We start from the raw sequence: 18,268 nt of genomic DNA on the forward strand, positions 1-18,268 counted from the left end.
TGATTAAAACTGTTTCAGGAACCGCAGATCGTTGCCAAAGAAGTAGCGGATATCGCTAATGCCATGTTTCAGCATGGCGATTCTTTCGGGACCCATACCAAAGGCAAAGCCCGACCATTGTTTTGGATCGTAGCCGCCGTTCTCCAGCACCACGGGGTGCACCATGCCCGCTCCCATGATCTCCAGCCAGCCGGTGTACTTACAGACACCACACCCCTTTCCTTCGCAAAGGATGCAATCGACATCAGCCTCGACGCTGGGCTCGGTGAACGGGAAGTGGGAGCAACGAAAACGCAGCTTACGGCCCTCTCCGTAGACCTGGTTGGCGAACTCGACGATGACCCCCTTGAGATCGGCCATGGTGATGTGGCGTCCGACGACCAGTCCTTCCACCTGGTGGAACATCATCTCGGCACGAGCTGTCACCTGCTCGTAGCGGTAACACAAGCCCGGCAAAATAACGCGTATCGGCTTATCGGGGCCGAGGGCCTGCATGGCATGGATCTGACCGGGGCTGGTATGGGTGCGCAGGATTATGCCCGGTTGCGTCGTATGAAAGGTGTCCCACATGTCGCGAGCGGGATGGCCCGGTGGCATGTTCAACAGCTCAAAGTTGCACTCATCGGTTTCCACATCCCTGCTGGTGAAAACCTGGAAACCCATGGCGGCGAAGATCTCGTAGATCTCGCGCAGGGTCTGGATGCTGGGATGGTACCGGCCGATCTGAGGACGCCGTCCGGGCAGGGTGACATCGATACCCTCGGTGGCCAACTCGGACACCAGCGATCGCTCCGCCACTGCCTGCTTTTGTTTTTCATAGGCAGCGCTCAACTCCACTTTGAGTTGATTGGCTGCCTGTCCGTAGGCCGGTCGATCCTCGCCGGGCAACTTGCCGATGTTACGCATCAGGCCGGTCACCGACCCTTTGCGTCCCAGGTACTCAACCCGCCACGCTTCCAGGGCGGCAGCATCATCGGCGGCCGCCAGGCTTTCAATTGCCTCCTCGCGCAGGACTGTCAGTTCTTCCAACATGGCGCATTACCTCCTCACAAGACCGATACAACAAAAATGCCCACACCTCGCAGGGACGAGACGTGGGCCAGCATTCCGCGGTACCACCCTGATTTCCGGTGCTTGTCTTTTATTACACCAGACACTTATCCCGACACCGGTTGTTTTTACCGGGATCGGCTACCCGGATAACGGCGGGCCGCCGGAGCGGGCTAATCTGGCCAGTCGCCATTTCACCCGTCGGCTCAGGAGTGAACTTCTGTGAGCTTCTACCCAGCCGGACTTTCAGCGATCCTTTGGATCATCCAGCCTCTCTGGCAGTTTCCCCTCACCTACTCTTCTCCGTCACAGCCTGTAATAGGCTTGTTCAATTGTGAAGGCGATTATGCATCACGCCAGGGCATTTGTCAAACGCCGTCACAAGGCCCTGCCAACGCGCCACGCTGTCTTCCCGCGCGCGGGAAGACAGCGTAAAAAGACCTGCTGAGTTGTTTATTGTGCCATCCAACCCCACCAGGCAACTACCTGCTGGATGTCGGCGATGTCCACATCGCCATCCATATCCAGGTCGTATCCCTGCACATAGCCAGCATCGCCAAGGACTGTATTCCAGGCATTGCCGACGGCGACGGCATCCAGCGAGTCCACCTCGCCGTCACAGTTGACGTCGGCGGTATTGTGAGCGCCCGCAAGTCCGCGGAAGGGTACGAGCTTGATGGCCAGCCCATCGCTGATGGCCGGCCAGTTGGACTTCGATACCAGCGTTGCCACGGTTCCCGTGTCGTTCTCGATGCCCATCATGCTGTCACCAGGGCTGCTCACCGTCTGGTATTGCAGCAGGATCTCGCCACTGGCATCGTCGAAGACGAGCTCGAAGGTTTCTGGATAGCCATTGAGCCAGTGTTCGACATCATCATATTGCACGATCCACTGGCCGCTGTCGAAGCGATGGTAGACCTTGCCCTGGGTGCCGTTCTCGGGATTGAGATCGGTAGCAAAGCCATAGACGGCATTGTTAGGCTTGCCCTCGAAGGGGATCACGCCGTTGACCCGGTTGTAACTCTGGCCGAATTGCACGAACCCGTTCGAGCCAATGTAGGCTATTGTGTAATCGGTACCGTAAAAGCTCACGTTGCCACCGGTCACAACACCTTGTGATACATCGTCAGCGAGGTTCAGGGTGACGGTACCAGGCTGGCCCTGCAGTTCGACCCAATCGAAGGTCACCTGGCAGCCGGGGGCGCTCTCGCTGCTCAAGGCGTAATAGTCGGCCGTTGGCGTCAATACGATGTCATCGGTCAGATCGGCGGTGATGCTAATCTCCGTCTCGAAGGGTTCAAAGCCAGGCATCGAGGCCTTCAGCGTGTAGTCTCCCTCGGCCACCGCCATGCTGTAGTCGCCCAGGGCGTCGGACATGACAGGGGACAGGGGGTGGTTTTTCAGCCAAAGCTCTGCACCCCAAACGGGATTCGTTCCATCGGTCACCATGCCCGACAGCAAGTGAACTGGCCTGGCGACCAGGGCAAAATCCTGTTGGGTCACATCATCCTGGCTGACTGTGGGGGAGGCGCCGCCAGCAAGGTAGCCATAGGCCTCAACCTCGACCGCATAGCTGCCCTGGCCGATCGTAAAGCTGTACTGACCATTCTCATCGGTGGTTTGTGGGACAGATTTGCCATTGCGCGTGATGGTAACCTGGGCGCCAGCGATAGGGGCAGCGCTCACCGAGTCGGTTAGTGTGCCAGCCAACGTGCCGCTCTCGAAGACCATGTCGGCTGCCGCTTTGGCATCGACACGGCCCCAGCCGAAGGTGTTATTGGGCACCTCGGTGGGCGCGATGCCTCCGCAGGTGCTACCGCCAGTCAGCGACAAAGCTGTGCCGCGCAGGATCGCCTCGGTCTCGGCAACCTTGCCGATCAGGTCCGGCTCCAGCGACCAGAGCAAGGCGACCGTGCCCGCGGTGTGTGGGGCGGCCATGCTGGTGCCATTCCAGCCACCTTGATAGGAGGTATCTGATGTTGCCACCGCGGAGTAGACGTTCACGCCGGGGGCCGCGACATCGGGGCCGGTGTCACCGCTGAACGGGTTGGGACCTCGGCTGGAAAAATAACCGATGCCGTCGCTGCTGTTGGTGGCGCCCGAGTTGAACGACGGTGGGTTATCGCCGGGCGCTCCCAAAGAGCCACAACCGGCAGAGCCACTGTTGCCGGCGGAGTAGGAGTTAAAGATGCCGGCCATGCGCAGGTTATCTATGACCTGTGCGAAGTACAGAAAGCCGCCCGGCCCGCCCCAGGAATTGTTGATGATATGGGGGCGCATGTCAGGATCGGGATCGCTGCCATCGAGCTTGGTAGGGGCCAGCATCCATTGCGTGGCGCCCAGAAGGCCGGCGTCATTCGGGCAACAGCCATAGGCGGCTATCCATTGCGAGCCGGGCGCGACACCGATCTGGTCGGTGAATGAGGCGTTTTCACCGACCTGGCTGCCCATGACATGGGTGCCGTGGCTGCCTTCGGCGGCTACGGGAAACGGCGACGGCGAGCCGGGCACGCTGGGCACGCTGCGAGCGTCCCACCAGTTGTAGTCATGCTCAAAGGGGCCGGCCGCGGTCCCACTCTGGTTGCCGCGATATTGGCGTACCAGGGCCTCGTGGCTGTAGCGCACACCCGTATCGATGTTGGCCGAGACGATGCCCTCCCCACGCACGCCATAGATGGTCCACACCTGGTCCGCCCCGATCTTGGTTACGCCCCAGGCCACAGCCTCCGGGCTCTCCGGAACCTCCTCGACGATCGGCTGCGGAGCCTCGATTTTGGGCACTGCCATGACCTCTGCGACGCCCGGATAGGCAGCGATGGACTCTGCAGCTTGGCGATCCCCTTGTACCACAATCACGTTGACGATCCAATAGGGCTGGTAATAGGAGATGGCGCCATCCACTTGTCTGGTCTGCAGGGCCTGCAGCAGACTGGCCTGGCTGCGCGCAGCCGTTGCTTGCAGGGTATGGAAGACATAGTGACCCTTGGCGCTCCAGTCGTCCATGTCTTCGGCGGCAGAGAGGTCGGCTTGCTGGTCGAAGATGACCCAGAATCGGGCCTGGCCATCCGCCGAAGCTGCAAATGCCGCCAACAGGTCGCTGTCCAGGGGTGCGGCAAAAGCAACACCGGGGCTAACCATTTCCGGCAAGGTGGTGAACGGGGCTGCCGCGCTGCCAGACACGATCAGCGTCAAGGCAACAATCAGAACGAACAATCGAGCGGATTTTCGATGTGGCACGGGGACCTCCGGTGAAATCTACAATCAACGGTGGATTCAGAAAAAAACGGCTGGCATTGCAGCGGCAATCACGTGAATCCTATCATAAAACCAGCCGAGGGGCAATTTGGATTTATGGGAAAGTGGTGGGATTTGTACGGGAACCGTCAAGTCCTGCCAGATGATCCGGCCAGCATTGGACTTTTCGCTGTTGGCCATAATGTCCTCGAAAATCCTTTGTGGGCAGGTTTATTCCCCACCCAGCCCTGCCTCCAGAGCCTGGCGCAGGGTCCGCACGCCAATGACCTCCATGCCTTTGGGTGGCGCTGGCAGTTTGCCCCGGCGCTTGGGGACCAGACAGCGGGTGAAACCCAGCTTGGCAGCCTCGTTGAGCCGGCGGGGCAATTGGCTAACGCTGCGTATTTCGCCGCTCAATCCCACCTCACCCACGACCGCAAGATCGGCTGGAACGGGCACGTTCCTGAAACTGCTGGCAATGGAAATTGCAACCGCCAGGTCGGCAGCAGGCTCGTTGATGCGCAGGCCACCCACCACATTGATAAAAAGATCCTGGTCGCTAAGGCGAAAGCCAACCCGCTTGCCGAGTACAGCGGTCAACAGCAGAAGACGGTTGAAGTCGATTCCATTTGCTGTACGCCGCGGCTGTGCAAAGCTGGTAGTCGAAGCCAGTGCCTGCACCTCGACCAACAAGGGTCGGGTACCCTCCATCGTTACGGCGATGGCTGAGCCGGCCGCGTTGGGCAAGCGTTCCGCCAGGAAGGCCTCCGACGGGTTGCTGACCTCGCGCAGGCCCTTCTCCACCATCTCAAAGACACCAACCTCGTCGGTGGACCCGAAGCGATTCTTGACGCTGCGAAGCAGCCGGTAGGCCTGGAAACGCTCCCCTTCCAGATAGAGTACAGTGTCTACCATATGTTCCAGCACCCGCGGCCCGGCAATCGCCCCCTCCTTGGTCACGTGCCCCACCAGAAAAACAGGGATGCTCTGGCTCTTGGCCAGCCGTAACAATTGAGCTGTACACTCGCGCACCTGGCTGACACTTCCCGCCGCCGAGGTACTGGCGTCTGAATAGATGCTTTGCACCGAATCGACCACTATCAGCGTGGGTTGAAGCGTTGCGGCATGTTGCAGAATGGGCTCCAGGTGGATCTCGGCCAGCACAAAGAGATTGGGCTCTTCGATGCCAAGCCTGCTTGCCCGCAGCTTGATCTGCCGCGTGCTCTCCTCGCCACTTACATAGAGCACCTTGCCCTGGGTGCGGGCCATGTTGGCCGCCAGCTGCAACAACAAGGTCGATTTGCCGATGCCTGGATCACCACTGACCAGCACACCGGAGCCTGGTACGATTCCCCCGCCCAGTACCCGGCTCAACTCGGTGCCCTCCACCGGCACACGGTCGAAACCGTCCGATGCAATCTCCGGCAGGGGTTGTGGTTCGCCACCTGCCTCCAGAGGCATCAGGGTGCGGCCTGCTCTGGATTGTCTGGGCGACTCGATGATCTGCTTCTCAACCAGGGTGTTCCATTCCCCGCAATCGGGACATTTACCCATCCATTTTGGATGAGTGCTTCCACATTCCTGGCAGACAAAACGAACCTTGATTTTGGCCATGAGGACCTCGGCGTTCAGATGTTTGCAGTTTTTCTGATTTGATCGGTCGTTGATATGCAACAGCAATAGAACAATTGTACTGATTTTTTGGGTTGAGGTCAAACCAACAATAACAAGGGATGGCACAGCGTGCCCATCCATACGACAACAAAGACCGGGCACGCATGCATGCCCGGCCCTTTCGAAAATCAACTTGGTCAGACAGCAGGGATCAAGGGCGCACCATGCCTGTCATTTCGACGGCAACCTGTTCACCCAGGTTCGCCAATGAGTCGTAGAGAACCTGGATAACATATTTGCCGTTGTGGGCGAATGCACCTGGATCCTTCTGGACGTACTGATAGTTGTAGGCAGCCTTCAGCAGGTTGGGTGTCCAACTGGAGTAGGCATTGGGGTAAATCGCCTCATCCGGATCCGCCACACCATCTCCGCTGGTATCGTTGAAGAAGTAGGGATAGCTGTGCGATTCGTACACGATGGGTGCGCCTACTACCTCGGCAGAATAGAGCTGCATAGCTTCGTAGAGCTTGTCAGCCATCGTCCCGATCTCGCCAACAATCCCTTCATCCACATCACCATCACCATCGTAGTCGGCAACCGAGGCCGGACCCCGGATATCCGCGACATCCTCAACATCCACATGGCAGGTGAAGCAGCTGTCGGTCTTGACCTCCAACTCGTGGGTGCTATGACAGTCGGTGCAGTCCTGGAAGCCCTCTACGTGTCCGAACTTACCCAGGTATTCGAGATCAGGATACTGATAGGCGCCCTTGGCCTCGTCCCCGAACAGAGTTGCGCCAGCGGCGAAGTAGTGAACATTGGAGAAGCGCAGATTATTCTCTGGAACGGCATCGGGCGGCAGCCCCTCGGTGGCTTTGTCCAAGGTGCCAGTCCAGGCGCGGCCCTGATGGCAGTTGATGCAGAGATTGCTGTCTGCATCAGCCATGGACAGCACCGCACCGCTGGGGAACTCGACCTCGGTCACCTCGTATCGGGCATAGTCGTCAAGATTCTCGTGGCAGGTGGTACAGTTGAACCCGTTTGATGGCTCCAGAGATAGGTTGACTCCCTGGTCCAGGAAAATGGGCAGACCATCGGCAGTATGGCATTTCGAGCAGGACGCCGATACTTCGCCATCCTCGTCCCAGTGGCGGAAGGCTTCCTCCGATCCGGCAAAGTGTCCAGGATCGATGCGGGCAGCCGCGGAAAGATCCACGGGTTCAGCGATGGCCTGGTTCAGATCATCGATGGAGTCGTAAAGAAGTTGGATGACGTACTTGCCGTTATGGGCGAACTCACCCGGATCCTTCTGGGAGAGCTGGTAGTTGTACGCCGCCTTGAGCAGCCGTGGCGACCAGGCGTTGTACTTGTTGCCATAGTTGGCTTCTTCCTGGCTGGCTTCGCCATCACCGTCGGTATCGATGAAGAAGTAGGGATATCCAGTCGGCGTGTACACGATCGGCGTGCCGATGACTTCCGTGGCATAGGCCTGGATAGCCGGGGAAAGCATCTCCTGCAGGCCCTGGATCTCCTCCATCACACCTTCTTCGACGTTGCCATCGCCATCGTAGTCGGCCTCAGAGCCCTCCATGCGCACCATGGCGAAATCCTCAACGGATTCGACATCGGTGTGGCAGGCCTGGCATTCCGCCAGTTTGATCTCAAGGGTATGGGAGCTATGGCAGCTGTCGCACGTGTTGTAGTCCTCGACATGGAAGAACTTGGCGTCGTAGGCCTTGCCGTCGTATTCATAACCACCCTGGGCCAGGGTACCATACTGGGTAGCGGCAGCCGGATAGTAGTGAACGTTTTTGAAGCCCAACTCCTCGCTGACAGTGTCCACATCCTCGGTCAACCCAGCTTCTTCGATGGCCGTATTGACACTGACCGTCGACTCGCGGCCCTGATGGCACTCCATGCAGCGAGCTTCATCACCCAGGCCAGTTATCTCGGCGCCCGAGGGAAATACCACACTATCCTTGTGGATCGTGGACTGGTTGTGGCAGGCAACACAGGTAACAGTAGAGCCTACCGGGTGATCTTCATTTACCACACCTGGCTCTGAACCATCCTCACCCAGGAAATCGAGATAACCACCCTCGCTGTGGCACTTGGCACAGTTGGCCGGCACCACGGCGGGATCATCCTCGTTCCAGTGGGCAAAGGCTTCTGCCTCGGCGTCCGCGTGGCCCGACGCCAGCCAGGCTTCGGCGAAGGGTACGGCAGAGAGATCTGGCTCCGGGCAAGGCTCGGCTTCGGGGCAGGGCTCCGGCTCTGAACAGGGTGCACATTCAGGGCAGGGCTCTGCAGGTGGACAATCGGGGCACTCCGGACACTCGACCGGAGTCGTTGCTGGCGCGGGTGCCGGTTGGCTGGGGGTACTACATGCAACAAGCAACAATCCCAATGCCAGCAGCACTACAATTAGCAGGTAGCTACGTTTCATCGGCTTCTCCTTCTCCGCTTACATGTGCGCCGCTATGGCGCCCACGAAGCTTGGTGAGCGCATTGAGATCAGTGGGGATATTCCTCCCAATGCGCGGGACGAATAGAGGGTAGGTTTTAAAAAGAAGGCGTCTACGAAACGGTAAATTGATTGGTGCCTTCATCATGTCCAAATAACACCACAATGTCAAGGAACCGTCGACGCGCACTACGTATTCCTACTTATACCAGCAAATTGAGTGGCGCGCCATGATATAGATCATATTTTCAACAGCAAATCATGAGAATCCCCGGTTTTTGTCCTGCATTTTCGCTCGTAGCCATTGGCAAACCAGTGAATTGGGCTATTTCCACCACGATTGTCATGGGAATCTTCCCCATGCCCTCCCGGTCAGTGCCCCACAAACGCCTGTCGCCCATGGAAACCAAGATGGGGACAATCCCCGATTGAAATCAACCCGGTCCGCATGTTAGACTGAACATAGGAAAGCTGTCGAAATACCGGAAGGGTTCACTGCAATGTTGATCTCTGCAGTTCAGTGGTAAAGGAGCATCGTCATGATAACCCCAGTAGTGTCGATCATCGGGCTGGCAATTCTCCGACTCGGTGTCCCGTTTGTATCCGTGATTCTATTAGGCATCGTTGCCCGGCGTATTGACCAGGCATTTCCGGTCACAACGTGATCGGTCTCTCGCCTCTCACTTCCAGCAGGAGAAATGCCATGCTAGGATTTTCTCTACACCACCGCATGCGATCCCGGCAGATGTTGCTGGCATGCGGTCTCACTCTCTTTCTTCTGGTCCTTCTACCGGTATCGGGGTTGGCCTATCAGTCCGAGCCAGAGTATTCGGGGCCGGAAAAGTGCGCGTTATGCCACATGGCAGAAACCCGTAGCTGGGAAAACTCCCCGCACGCTGGCGCGCTCTCATCGATCGAAGATGTCCACGAATTAGCCTGTGGTGAGGCCGGTTCCACCGTCGACTGCCAATGCATGACCTGTCATACAACCAACTTCGATCCCGATCTGCACACCTATGCCAGTGGCGGCGTAACCTGCGAGGCCTGCCACGGCGCCTACGTCGATGACCATCCGGAAAACGGCGTGATGCAGTTACAGGTCGACTCGGCTGTCTGCAGCAATTGTCATATAGAGACCCACAAGGAGTGGCAAGAGACAGCCCACGGCAATGCCAACGTGCAGTGCATCGGCTGTCACCAGGTCCACTCCCAGGATCTGAGGCTGACCGATCAGACACTCTGCCAATCATGCCATCGAGATCGTCTAGAAGATTCAGGGCATATTGCCCACGCCAGAGCCAGTGTCCAGTGCACCGATTGCCATGCTTCACCCGACTCGGTGGCGCTAATGGTCGATAATCCCCTTTTCGGCGGCAAGGCGCCCAGCCATACGTTCGACGTGAGCGCAGAGGCATGCGCCAACTGCCATGGCGAGACATTCCAGACAGGCGAAATGGTGTCCCTCTCAGGCACGTCTGGACGTACTGTTCCCGGCTCGGCCGTCATCTCCTCTGAAAACGAGGCCGACTGTGAAGAAGCCGAAAAGACCAGCCGGCAGACACCGATCTTTGCTGCCGTGAGTCTGGGATTGGGCATCGGCATTGGCTCTCTTCTCGGGATAATCGCTATCGTCTTTATTGGCTTCATCAATCAGGGGAGCCGTGAATCATGAGCGCCTCAAAGAACACACAGATCTCCCGGCGCGGTTTTCTGAAGCGAGTCGGGACCGGCACGGCGGCTGCCTTCGGTCTGGCCATGCTGCCTCAACAGGCTCTGTCTGGCTATGCCAGTGGTGATAGCGAGAGTCATGGTCCAACCTGGAGCCTCTTGATTGACCTGACCCGCTGCACGGGCTGCGACTCATGCGCTCTGGCCTGCAAGGCAAGCAACGAATTGCCTGATGCGGATGTGGTGCCATCGGCGCTGGATGCCGACACCTACACCTTCGTCGAAGAGCACCAGGTGACCAAGGCAGACGGCACAACTGTTACACGGTACGTGAAACGACAGTGTATGCACTGCCTGGATGCCTCATGCGTTTCCGCCTGCCCGGCGGCGGCCATGCACAATAGCGGCGAAGGCCCCGTGATCTACCGGGCCGATCGCTGTCTGGGATGTCGCTACTGCCAGGTGGCCTGCCCCTTCGAGATACCTCGTTTCGACTGGGATAACGGGCTCACGCCCAAGATCAGTAAGTGCTGGATGTGCTTCGAAGGGCTCCAGGAAGGTCAGTTGCCGGCGTGCGTCGAGGCCTGTCCAACGGGTGCTCTTCGCTTTGGACGCAGGGATGACTTGTTGGCCCAGGCCCACGCCCAGATCGCCAGCAATCCTGCGCGCTATATCGATCATGTCTATGGTGAAAACGAGGTTGGCGGCACTTCCGTGCTTTATCTCTCGGATGTGCCCTTCGAACAGCTAGGCTTCGTCGCCAACCTGCCTGATACCGCGCCGGCACAGGAAACCGAAAAAATCATGAGTAAACTTCCAACCGTCATCGCCGGCATGACCGCCTTGATGGCCGGATCTGCCTTCATTACCCATCGGAAACCTGCCGAACCGGAGGATATTGTGCCGGAAGCGCTGGTTGTGAAAGAGGAGGAGTAAAAGATGGAGCTATTGGCTTCTCCCGCGCTCTGGTTGGTTCTCGCTCTTAGTGTTGCGATTCCTGTCCTGTTCATCGTCGGTGCCCGGCGCCTTGCCTTACGCATGGTGGACCGGCCCACAGCGATGACCGCTTCCCTGCCAAAATTCCTGCCAGCGCCCCGTTTACGCGCACCTTCATTGCGATGGTTGCTGACCCGCGGACTGCTTCTCACGTTGATTGGCACTGGCCTGGGGATCATCATGCTGCGCTTTGTATATGGCCTTAGCGCAGTGACCAATCTCAGCGATCAGTTCGCCTGGGGACTGTGGATCAGCTTTGATGTCATGTGCGGCGTGGCCCTGGCGGCCGGAGCCTTTGTCATCGCAGCCACGGTGCACATCTTCCGTCTCGAACGGTTCGAACCACTGGTCCGTCCGGCTATTCTGACCGGGCTGCTGGGCTACTTGCTGGTCGTCGCCGGACTGATAGTGGATCTGGGCAGGCCGTACAACGTGTGGCGACCGCTCTTCCACTGGCAGCACCATTCGGTGCTCTGGGAGGTGGGTGTCTGCGTGGCCACCTACACGACCGTTCTTCTGATCGAGTTTTTGCCCGTGGTGCTGGAAAAGGTCAACCATTTTGAGGCTGTGACCACCCGCTTGCCTACCGTGAAGCTCACCCAGCTTCTGAAGAAGGTATCGATCGCCTTCGTGATCATGGGTGTCGTTCTCTCCACGCTGCATCAATCATCCCTTGGTTCCCTGTGGGTACTGATGCCAACCAAGGTTTCACCCTTGTGGTACTCCCTCTACCTGCCTGTTTTCTTCTGGATGTCGGCTATCGCCGTCGGTCTTGCCATGACCATCGTAGAGTCTACGCTCAGCTCCAAGGCGTTCAACCGTGGTCTGGAAACACACCTATTGGTCGACCTGGCCAAAGCCGCAGCGGTGGTACTTGCCATCTACCTCGCGGTGCGGGCTATCGATCTGGTTGTGCGAGGCGCCTGGCCTCTGATGTTTGAGCCAACGCTCCAGGCCGCCAGCTTCTGGGCAGAGATCGGTCTCGGCGTAATGCTGCCGATCGTGCTTTTCTCCATCAGGCCCTTGCGCCAACGACATGGCGTGTTGTTCCTGGGCGCTGTTCTGATCGTGGTCTTTGGCGTCGTGCTGAACAGATTCAATGTCAGCCTGATAGGCCTGCTGCCCTACACCGGACAGATCTATACCCCATCATGGATGGAACTGGTGGTCACAATGACCCTGGTGTCGCTCGGTGTAATCGCCTTCGGGCTGGCGGCCAAGTATCTGCCGGTGTTTCACGAGGAAGAACATGAGGCATCCCGGTAAAGACGTGCGACCGGCGTGAGGGTGCACAGTGGTGTACTCTGATACAATCAATTGCCCCGGCAGAGGAGCCGGGGTTTTTTGTTGGATACTGTACACTAAAGTTATGGCAACACCTACTTCACGGCACGCGCCTGCTGGTGTGCCCGTGCACCTGCTCGCTGCGAGAGCATCTCACAGGCCATTGGTATCAAAGTGGCATTGCTCTCGTGTTGGCATCCGGGCAGCCCCCCCCCCGTCCCCCCAGAGGGGGGTGATGTGAGCGGGATTCCCCCCTTTGGGGGGTTAGGGGGGCAGAACAAGATAGAAACCAGGAGTTTGTAAGCAATCATCCACGCTGCGAGAGCATCTCACAGGCCATTGGTATCAAAGTGGCATTGCTTTAATCTTTGCCGGATGAGGGGATGCCGGCCATGAAGGTATGGCCTGTGGGGGACCCGCCAGCCATCACGACTTGGGCGACGGGATGTGCCAGGTGGCAGTCAACGCACAGTTTCTCCTGCGCCGGGAAGCCATAGCCGGCGTGGGCCGAACCCAGTTTCTCCCTCTGGTGACACAGGAGGCATAACGAGTCGCTGGAGGTGGCGACGCGAGGTTTCTGACTATGCACCTCGTGACAGGCAGCACAGGAAACCCCGACCTGTCCGTGCTTGCTGTCCCGCCACTCATCCAGCGTGGTCGAGTGACAGGCGCCACAGAGTTCAGCCGAGGTTGCGATAGCCATGCTTTCTGCCGGGTGTTCCGGATGATAGGGTCCGTGACACGCCTCGCAGGTCACACCGGCCGACGAAAAACGCCCCGAAACAAGATTGTAACCGGTGGTATGACAGGGCAAACACTGGGAGGGTTCCGCTGTCTGCTTCAGTTTCACCTGGAAGGATGGATTGAAGGATGCCTGGGCGTGAGCAGTGCCGGCCCAGGCAAAAAACTGCTGATCATGACAGATGGCACACTGCTGGGGACCGGTGGCACTGGCCCAGAAATCATGGGAATCTCCAGCTTTCGCAGCCGAACGGGAGACCGCTCCGGGCGCTCCCAACAGGGAACCGATTATGGTTGTTGCAATGATTGATGTCGTGAGCCCCACCACCAGCCACTGGCAGCGATTCCGGAGGTTGGCAGGGATTCGTTTTGACATTTTTCGCCCACTTAGTGTATCACCTGCCGTTCCGCCCAGACAGGTGCGTACTGCGTGTACAGGTCACAGTTGCTGCATTCGGGGGGCATTCTTCCTTCAGCCCCCTGGCGCGCCGTCCAACAGGGAACGTCCGGCTGGTGGCCCGCGGCGCAGTCTGCCCTCATGGCCTCGCTGCAGCCCTTCAGCGACCAGCAAGGCAGACCTGCCATGACACTGATCGCGGTTGGTTGAATGGTTGGCACTGCCGTGGCGGGATAGCCGCGCGGCGACCGGGATTTCGCTTGCACTTTGACCGGCCTTTGCCGGGGCTGTTTTCCGGCCTCGGCTTCGGCCTGCCACCTGGCGTCCAGGCGCAGAAGCACGTAGCCAATGCCGATCGTGATCAGCAAAGGTACGCCAATACGCAGAACAAACAGTCCCAATATCGTCAATGCGCCGGTGAAGCCATCCATGCTGTTGCCCTTTTTTCTGATCAAGCCATAGCACACAGGTCCCGTTGACACTGCCGCTATTCTCAGCTTACCATGGGGGCGGCTCAGATTCAATCGGGTAATTTCCCCATTTTTTTTGTGGGGAGAAGGGCCGGGAAAAGAAAAAGGGCCGCTGCTTGTGTTACAGGCTGATAAACCCCTTCTCAATCGCGTACTTGACCAGTTCAACCCGGTTGTGCAGGTTGAGTTTCCGCATGATATTCTCCCGGTGCCGATCCACGGTTTTTACGCTGATCACCAGTTCCTTGGCGATCTCCTTATTGGACTTTCCTTCGGCGATCAGGGTAAGCACTTCTCGCTCGCGAGGGGTGAGTACCTCCTTGGTGGCCGATGTCGCCTCAGCCCGTTGCAGAAACTCGTTGACCAGTAGCTTGGCCAGCGATGGATAGATAAAAACATCACCCTGATTGGCGACCCGAATGGCAGCCACCAGATCGTCAGGCGCAGCACGCTTGGGCACGTAGCCCGATGCCCCGGCATTGAGCATTTCAAAAAAGTATTGTTCGTCCTCATGCATGGTCAGCGCCAATACGGCTACATCAGGAGCCTTTGCTTTGATCCGGCGCGTTGCCTCGATACCACTCATGCCCGGCATCGCTACATCCATGAGTATCACATCTGGCTCCAACGCTTCGAGGGCCAAAATGGCTTCTTCGCCACTGCCGGCTTCCCCCACAATCTCGAAATCGTTTTCAGCCAGGAATAACATGCGTAATCCAGCTCGTACAATGTCGTGGTCATCAACCAGCAGAAGCTTGATCTTCGACATCAGTTGTCGCTACCTCCTGTCCAAGTAAGGGAATGCTCACCCATATTCGAGTGCCGGCGTCGGGCTCCGAATCAATGGCACACTCGCCGCCCAATAGTGCGGACCGTTCCTGGATTCCCATCAATCCCCAACCCGAGTAGGGAACCTGGCCTGTCGACAGCAGGCCCACATCAAATCCCTTGCCATCGTCCTCGACGATCAGGCAGACCAGAGTCGGCACAAAACGCAGAACCACCGTGATACTGGAGGCAGCGGCGTGTTTGGCAACGTTGGTCAAGGCTTCCTGGAAGATCCGGAACAGCACGGTCTCGTATTCCGATGGCAGTCGAACCGGTGTGCCCTCGACAATAAACTCAACCGGCGTGTCCAGGCGTTTCTCGAACGCCTCGGTATACCAGCTGATCGCCGGTGCCAGACCCATGTCGTCAAGCAATGGGGGGCGCAGGTCGGCGATGATCTGTCGCAGTTCGCCCAACGCATCGGTGCTGAAGGATTTTATTTCACGCACCTGGCTGACCAATTGGCCCCCTGCCTTGCCATCGGTTTCCAGCAGGGTTTCCACACCACGCAGGCCGAGGGCAATAGCCGTCAGTGACTGGGCAGTGGCATCGTGAAGTTCACGGGCAATGCGCTTTCTTTCGGCTTCCTGGGCGCCCACTACCTGATGCAACAATTCACCAAGAGTCTGCTCCCGATCCTGAGCATCGCTGTATAGCCGGGCATTCTCTATGGAAAGTCCCAACTGCCGTGTCACACCCAAAATCAGTTGCAGTTCATCGAGCGCCAGGTCGTGATACCCCTCGGCCCCAGCCTGTACCAGAACTATGCTGCCGATGACCTGTTCCCGCACGAACAAAGGCAAACTGATCATCGTCACCGGGCTGGCATAGAGATGGCACTCGGGTTCGGTCAACGCCTGTTCAAATGAGACTTCCAACACCTCGCCATCCAGGTGTTCGCATAATACAAGCTTCTGGGTTGCACATTTTTCACCCAAGTCCCGAGCTCGCTCCAGCCGGGCAGAGCAGTCTGCCGAGGCGCAGCAACACTCTGCCTGCACTTCGAAGTCGCCCGTGCGCCGGTTGATCAGCAAGATCAAGCCCGCCTCAGGAAAATCAAGGCTACGCACGAGCCGCTGTAGAGCAGCCTGCTGGCGAGCCTGCATCTCCATTTGGCTCGCCAGCAGGTTGGAAAGCTCCAGCATCAGGGCGAGTTCACGCGCGGTATTTCGCAACTCGGCATTGAGGCGTTCCCTCTCCTGGCCGGTCTGTTGCGCAGCTACCAGCGCCTCCGACTGTGCCTCTACCCTTGCCTCGTTCGCGTATTCCAGTCGCCGCTGGCTCTCGACCTCAAAAGCATTCAACGTGCGTACCATGAAAAAGGCCAGAATGCCAGCCATGACCCCGCGAAAAAGCTGGATCGGGACGCCAAACCAATCAAGAAAGAGGGCGCTGTTGATGACCGACGATGGGAAAAGCACTGTCTCCCGGACAAAAAGCTGACCGACCACACCGTAGAGCAGCAGGGCCGTCGCGGCCCAAACCAGATCGCGGCCAAACTGGGGTATACCATGTTCGCGAAAAGTCCGCTGCTGAGCCATTAATGCCCACGCACCCAGAAGAGCGGCAGGAATCCCCAAACTGTAACGAGCCAGAACATCGGCGATACCAACCGCGTCATCCGAGGATAACTGCAACGTCAGGGTCACCACCACCGTTCCTGCTGCCCAGATGCCAAACACAATCAGCAGAGGAAACAGCAGCCGGCCTCCTGTCGTCTGCCCTGGCCGCAGAAGTCGCATGCCGAATGCTAATAGCATCAGAAACGAGACCACGAGAAAGGCCAGGCGGATGACTTCATGCAGCACGGTGGGTGCATACCCGGAGGTCAATGCCGCCACCAGTTGGAACATCACGATCCATTCGTGAACGCCGTGCAGAATGCCAAAGGCTGCCAGAGGCACAATGGCCTGGGCAAATCGGAACTCTGACCTCCTGCGACTTGCAAGGGCCAATGCCAGTCCCATGGCAAAAAAGGCCAGGCCGTAAAAAAAATATATGAGAACGCCGTAGCGCACAAGGAAGGCCGAAATCGGATTCATTCAGTTACATTGTACCATCTGTTAACTGGGAAGCCTATGACGCGCGCCAGTGGAACGGAAACGCAAGATGAAATGTGAAAGTTGGGGAAACAGCCAGGGCCAGTGGCGCTTTCGTCCACACCTGGAACAGGAGGCATTTCTGCTCAACCCGGGAGTTATGGTACACTTCTGCCAGACATTTGTCAAACGATTCCGGAGACTCCCAATACCCATGGCCCTTCAAAGTTACGTCGTCGAAGGCCGGGCCCATCTGTTGGCTCGCCTGAAACTGGTTGGGGATCTGCTGTTGGCCGCGGCGCTCTATTTTGGGGGCGCGCCCCTGCTTTTCCTTCTCGCGCCAGCCATCGACATCATTCTTCTTCTGCCCTATCTGCGTTACGTGAAACGCTCGCCAGCTGTCCTGACACTTGGGACCCTGCTGCTATCTGCCCTGCTCCTGGCTCTGGCACCCGCTGGGCTTGGCACAATCGGTGTGACTCTATGGGTGCTTTACCCGTTGATTCCCCTTGCTGCCGCCTTCGTGCTTGGTCGCCGTAATATCGCCTGGCAGGCGGCAGCCCTCACAGTCGTGGTTGCCCTGGGGGGCGGTTATCGGGTTTGGAACAACGGGCAAGACCTGGTATTCGATCAAACTACCCTGATCGCGTTTTTGCTCGCAATCGTTATCTGTGTGGCGGTTGCATCGTGGCTGATGGCCCGGACGCTGCAGGCCGATCCCGGCAACCGGGACCTTCTTGGATCAGCACTGACAGTAGTCAAGGGAGTCATAGTCATCCCCTTTAACTGGGTCGTTGGCGGCATCAACCCAGACGCCTTGCAGTTGGAGCTTCATCAACTCAAACGGCAACACAACCCCCGCTGGATCGTCCTGGATATCGCACCTGCCGGCGAACTGGGACGCCGCGATCTGACTGCAATCGACCAGGCCGCCGAGGGGATATCCTCGACCCATTGCACCATCGTTCTGGCTCGTCCCCCTGTTGATGCGTTGGGACACCTTGATATCGCGCGGCCTGTGGTGGGCCGGATTGAACGATTTGCCACCGTTCCCCAGGCAGTCGAGGCCGGTCTTCGCAGGTTGGGCTGGACCAAGGAGAGCGAACAGGCGCAGCGAGTCGTGACCACGCTCTAGACGAATACTCGTCGCTAGAGCAATGCCACTTTGAAACCAGGGGTTGGATGGGAACGGCATGTTCGGCCCCCCTAACCCAACAACGGGGGGAACTCCGGTCACATCACCCCCCTCTGGGGGGCCGGGGGGGGCTATTCGGATGCCAACACGAGAGTGTGGTCACTTTGGAACCAGGGGTTGGATGGGAACGGCATGTTCGGCCCCTTAACCCCCCAAAGGGGGGAACTCCGGTCACATCACCCCCCTCTGGGGGGCCGGGGGGGCTGTTCGGATGCCAACACGAGAGTGTGGCCACTTTGAAACCAGGGGTTGGATGGGAACGGCATGTTCGGCCCCCCTAACCCAACA

At 58.2% G+C, this 18,268-nt stretch carries 13 protein-coding genes; 5 read left to right on the plus strand and 8 right to left on the minus strand.

Annotated features, from left to right (window positions below; translation table 11 throughout):
* Positions 1 to 3 precede the first annotated feature (3 nt).
* The 4 genes from pheS to U9R25_10650 all read right to left on the minus strand — a co-directional run bounded on the left by pheS (position 4) and on the right by U9R25_10650 (position 8,344).
* The gene (gene pheS / locus U9R25_10635) at positions 4 to 1,032 is read right to left on the minus strand and encodes a phenylalanine--tRNA ligase subunit alpha (GenBank protein MEA3336357.1); all 1,029 of its coding nucleotides are present in this window, start codon (positions 1,030 to 1,032) and stop codon (positions 4 to 6) included.
* A 471-nt stretch (positions 1,033 to 1,503) separates the two neighbouring features.
* Positions 1,504 to 4,287, minus strand: a complete 2,784-nt coding sequence (locus U9R25_10640; protein ID MEA3336358.1) for a S8 family serine peptidase — start codon at positions 4,285 to 4,287, stop codon at positions 1,504 to 1,506.
* Positions 4,288 to 4,515: 228 nt separating this feature from the next.
* On the minus strand, positions 4,516 to 5,898 hold the full coding sequence (radA, locus tag U9R25_10645) for a DNA repair protein RadA (GenBank protein ID MEA3336359.1): 1,383 nt from the start codon (positions 5,896 to 5,898) through the stop codon (positions 4,516 to 4,518).
* Positions 5,899 to 6,109: 211 nt separating this feature from the next.
* Complete coding sequence (locus tag U9R25_10650) at positions 6,110 to 8,344, minus strand: hypothetical protein (GenBank protein MEA3336360.1); 2,235 nt, start codon at positions 8,342 to 8,344, stop codon at positions 6,110 to 6,112.
* A 557-nt stretch (positions 8,345 to 8,901) separates the two neighbouring features.
* Here U9R25_10650 and U9R25_10655 point away from each other — a divergent pair.
* From U9R25_10655 to hybB, 4 genes are read left to right on the plus strand one after another with little or no spacing between them, the layout of a single operon-like run.
* Positions 8,902 to 9,027, plus strand: a complete 126-nt coding sequence (locus tag U9R25_10655) for a hypothetical protein (protein ID MEA3336361.1) — start codon at positions 8,902 to 8,904, stop codon at positions 9,025 to 9,027.
* 38 nt (positions 9,028 to 9,065) lie between these two features.
* Positions 9,066 to 10,034, plus strand: a complete 969-nt coding sequence (locus tag U9R25_10660) for a multiheme c-type cytochrome (protein MEA3336362.1) — start codon at positions 9,066 to 9,068, stop codon at positions 10,032 to 10,034.
* Positions 10,031 to 10,966, plus strand: coding sequence for a 4Fe-4S dicluster domain-containing protein (locus U9R25_10665; GenBank protein ID MEA3336363.1), 936 nt, complete (start codon positions 10,031 to 10,033; stop codon positions 10,964 to 10,966). The genes U9R25_10660 and U9R25_10665 overlap by 4 nt, the downstream gene beginning before the upstream one ends.
* Positions 10,967 to 10,969: 3 nt before the next feature.
* Positions 10,970 to 12,292, plus strand: a complete 1,323-nt coding sequence (hybB, locus tag U9R25_10670; protein ID MEA3336364.1) for a Ni/Fe-hydrogenase cytochrome b subunit — start codon at positions 10,970 to 10,972, stop codon at positions 12,290 to 12,292.
* Between the two features lie 379 nt (positions 12,293 to 12,671).
* On the opposite strand, the gene U9R25_10675 is transcribed toward hybB, so the two are convergent.
* The 4 genes from U9R25_10675 to U9R25_10690 all read right to left on the minus strand — a co-directional run bounded on the left by U9R25_10675 (position 12,672) and on the right by U9R25_10690 (position 16,788).
* Positions 12,672 to 13,427: a multiheme c-type cytochrome gene (locus tag U9R25_10675; GenBank protein MEA3336365.1), complete on the minus strand. Its 756-nt coding sequence runs from the start codon at positions 13,425 to 13,427 to the stop codon at positions 12,672 to 12,674.
* An 11-nt stretch (positions 13,428 to 13,438) separates the two neighbouring features.
* A complete protein-coding gene (locus U9R25_10680) occupies positions 13,439 to 13,930 on the minus strand; it encodes a hypothetical protein (GenBank protein MEA3336366.1) in 492 nt (163 codons plus the stop codon).
* 109 nt (positions 13,931 to 14,039) lie between these two features.
* Positions 14,040 to 14,687 carry a response regulator transcription factor gene (locus U9R25_10685; protein MEA3336367.1) on the minus strand — a complete coding sequence of 216 codons (648 nt, stop codon included), beginning with the start codon at positions 14,685 to 14,687 and terminating at the stop codon, positions 14,040 to 14,042.
* Positions 14,659 to 16,788: a GAF domain-containing sensor histidine kinase gene (locus U9R25_10690; protein ID MEA3336368.1), complete on the minus strand. Its 2,130-nt coding sequence runs from the start codon at positions 16,786 to 16,788 to the stop codon at positions 14,659 to 14,661. The genes U9R25_10685 and U9R25_10690 overlap by 29 nt, the downstream gene beginning before the upstream one ends.
* Before the next feature lie 211 nt (positions 16,789 to 16,999).
* Here U9R25_10690 and U9R25_10695 point away from each other — a divergent pair, with 211 nt between their 5' ends.
* Positions 17,000 to 17,920 (plus strand): hypothetical protein, encoded by a 921-nt coding sequence (locus U9R25_10695; GenBank protein MEA3336369.1) that lies wholly within the window; start codon positions 17,000 to 17,002, stop codon positions 17,918 to 17,920.
* Positions 17,921 to 18,268: the final 348 nt, after the last annotated feature.

Source organism: Chloroflexota bacterium (assembly GCA_034717495.1).
Lineage (GTDB): Bacteria > Chloroflexota > Anaerolineae > JAAEKA01 > JAAEKA01 > JAYELL01.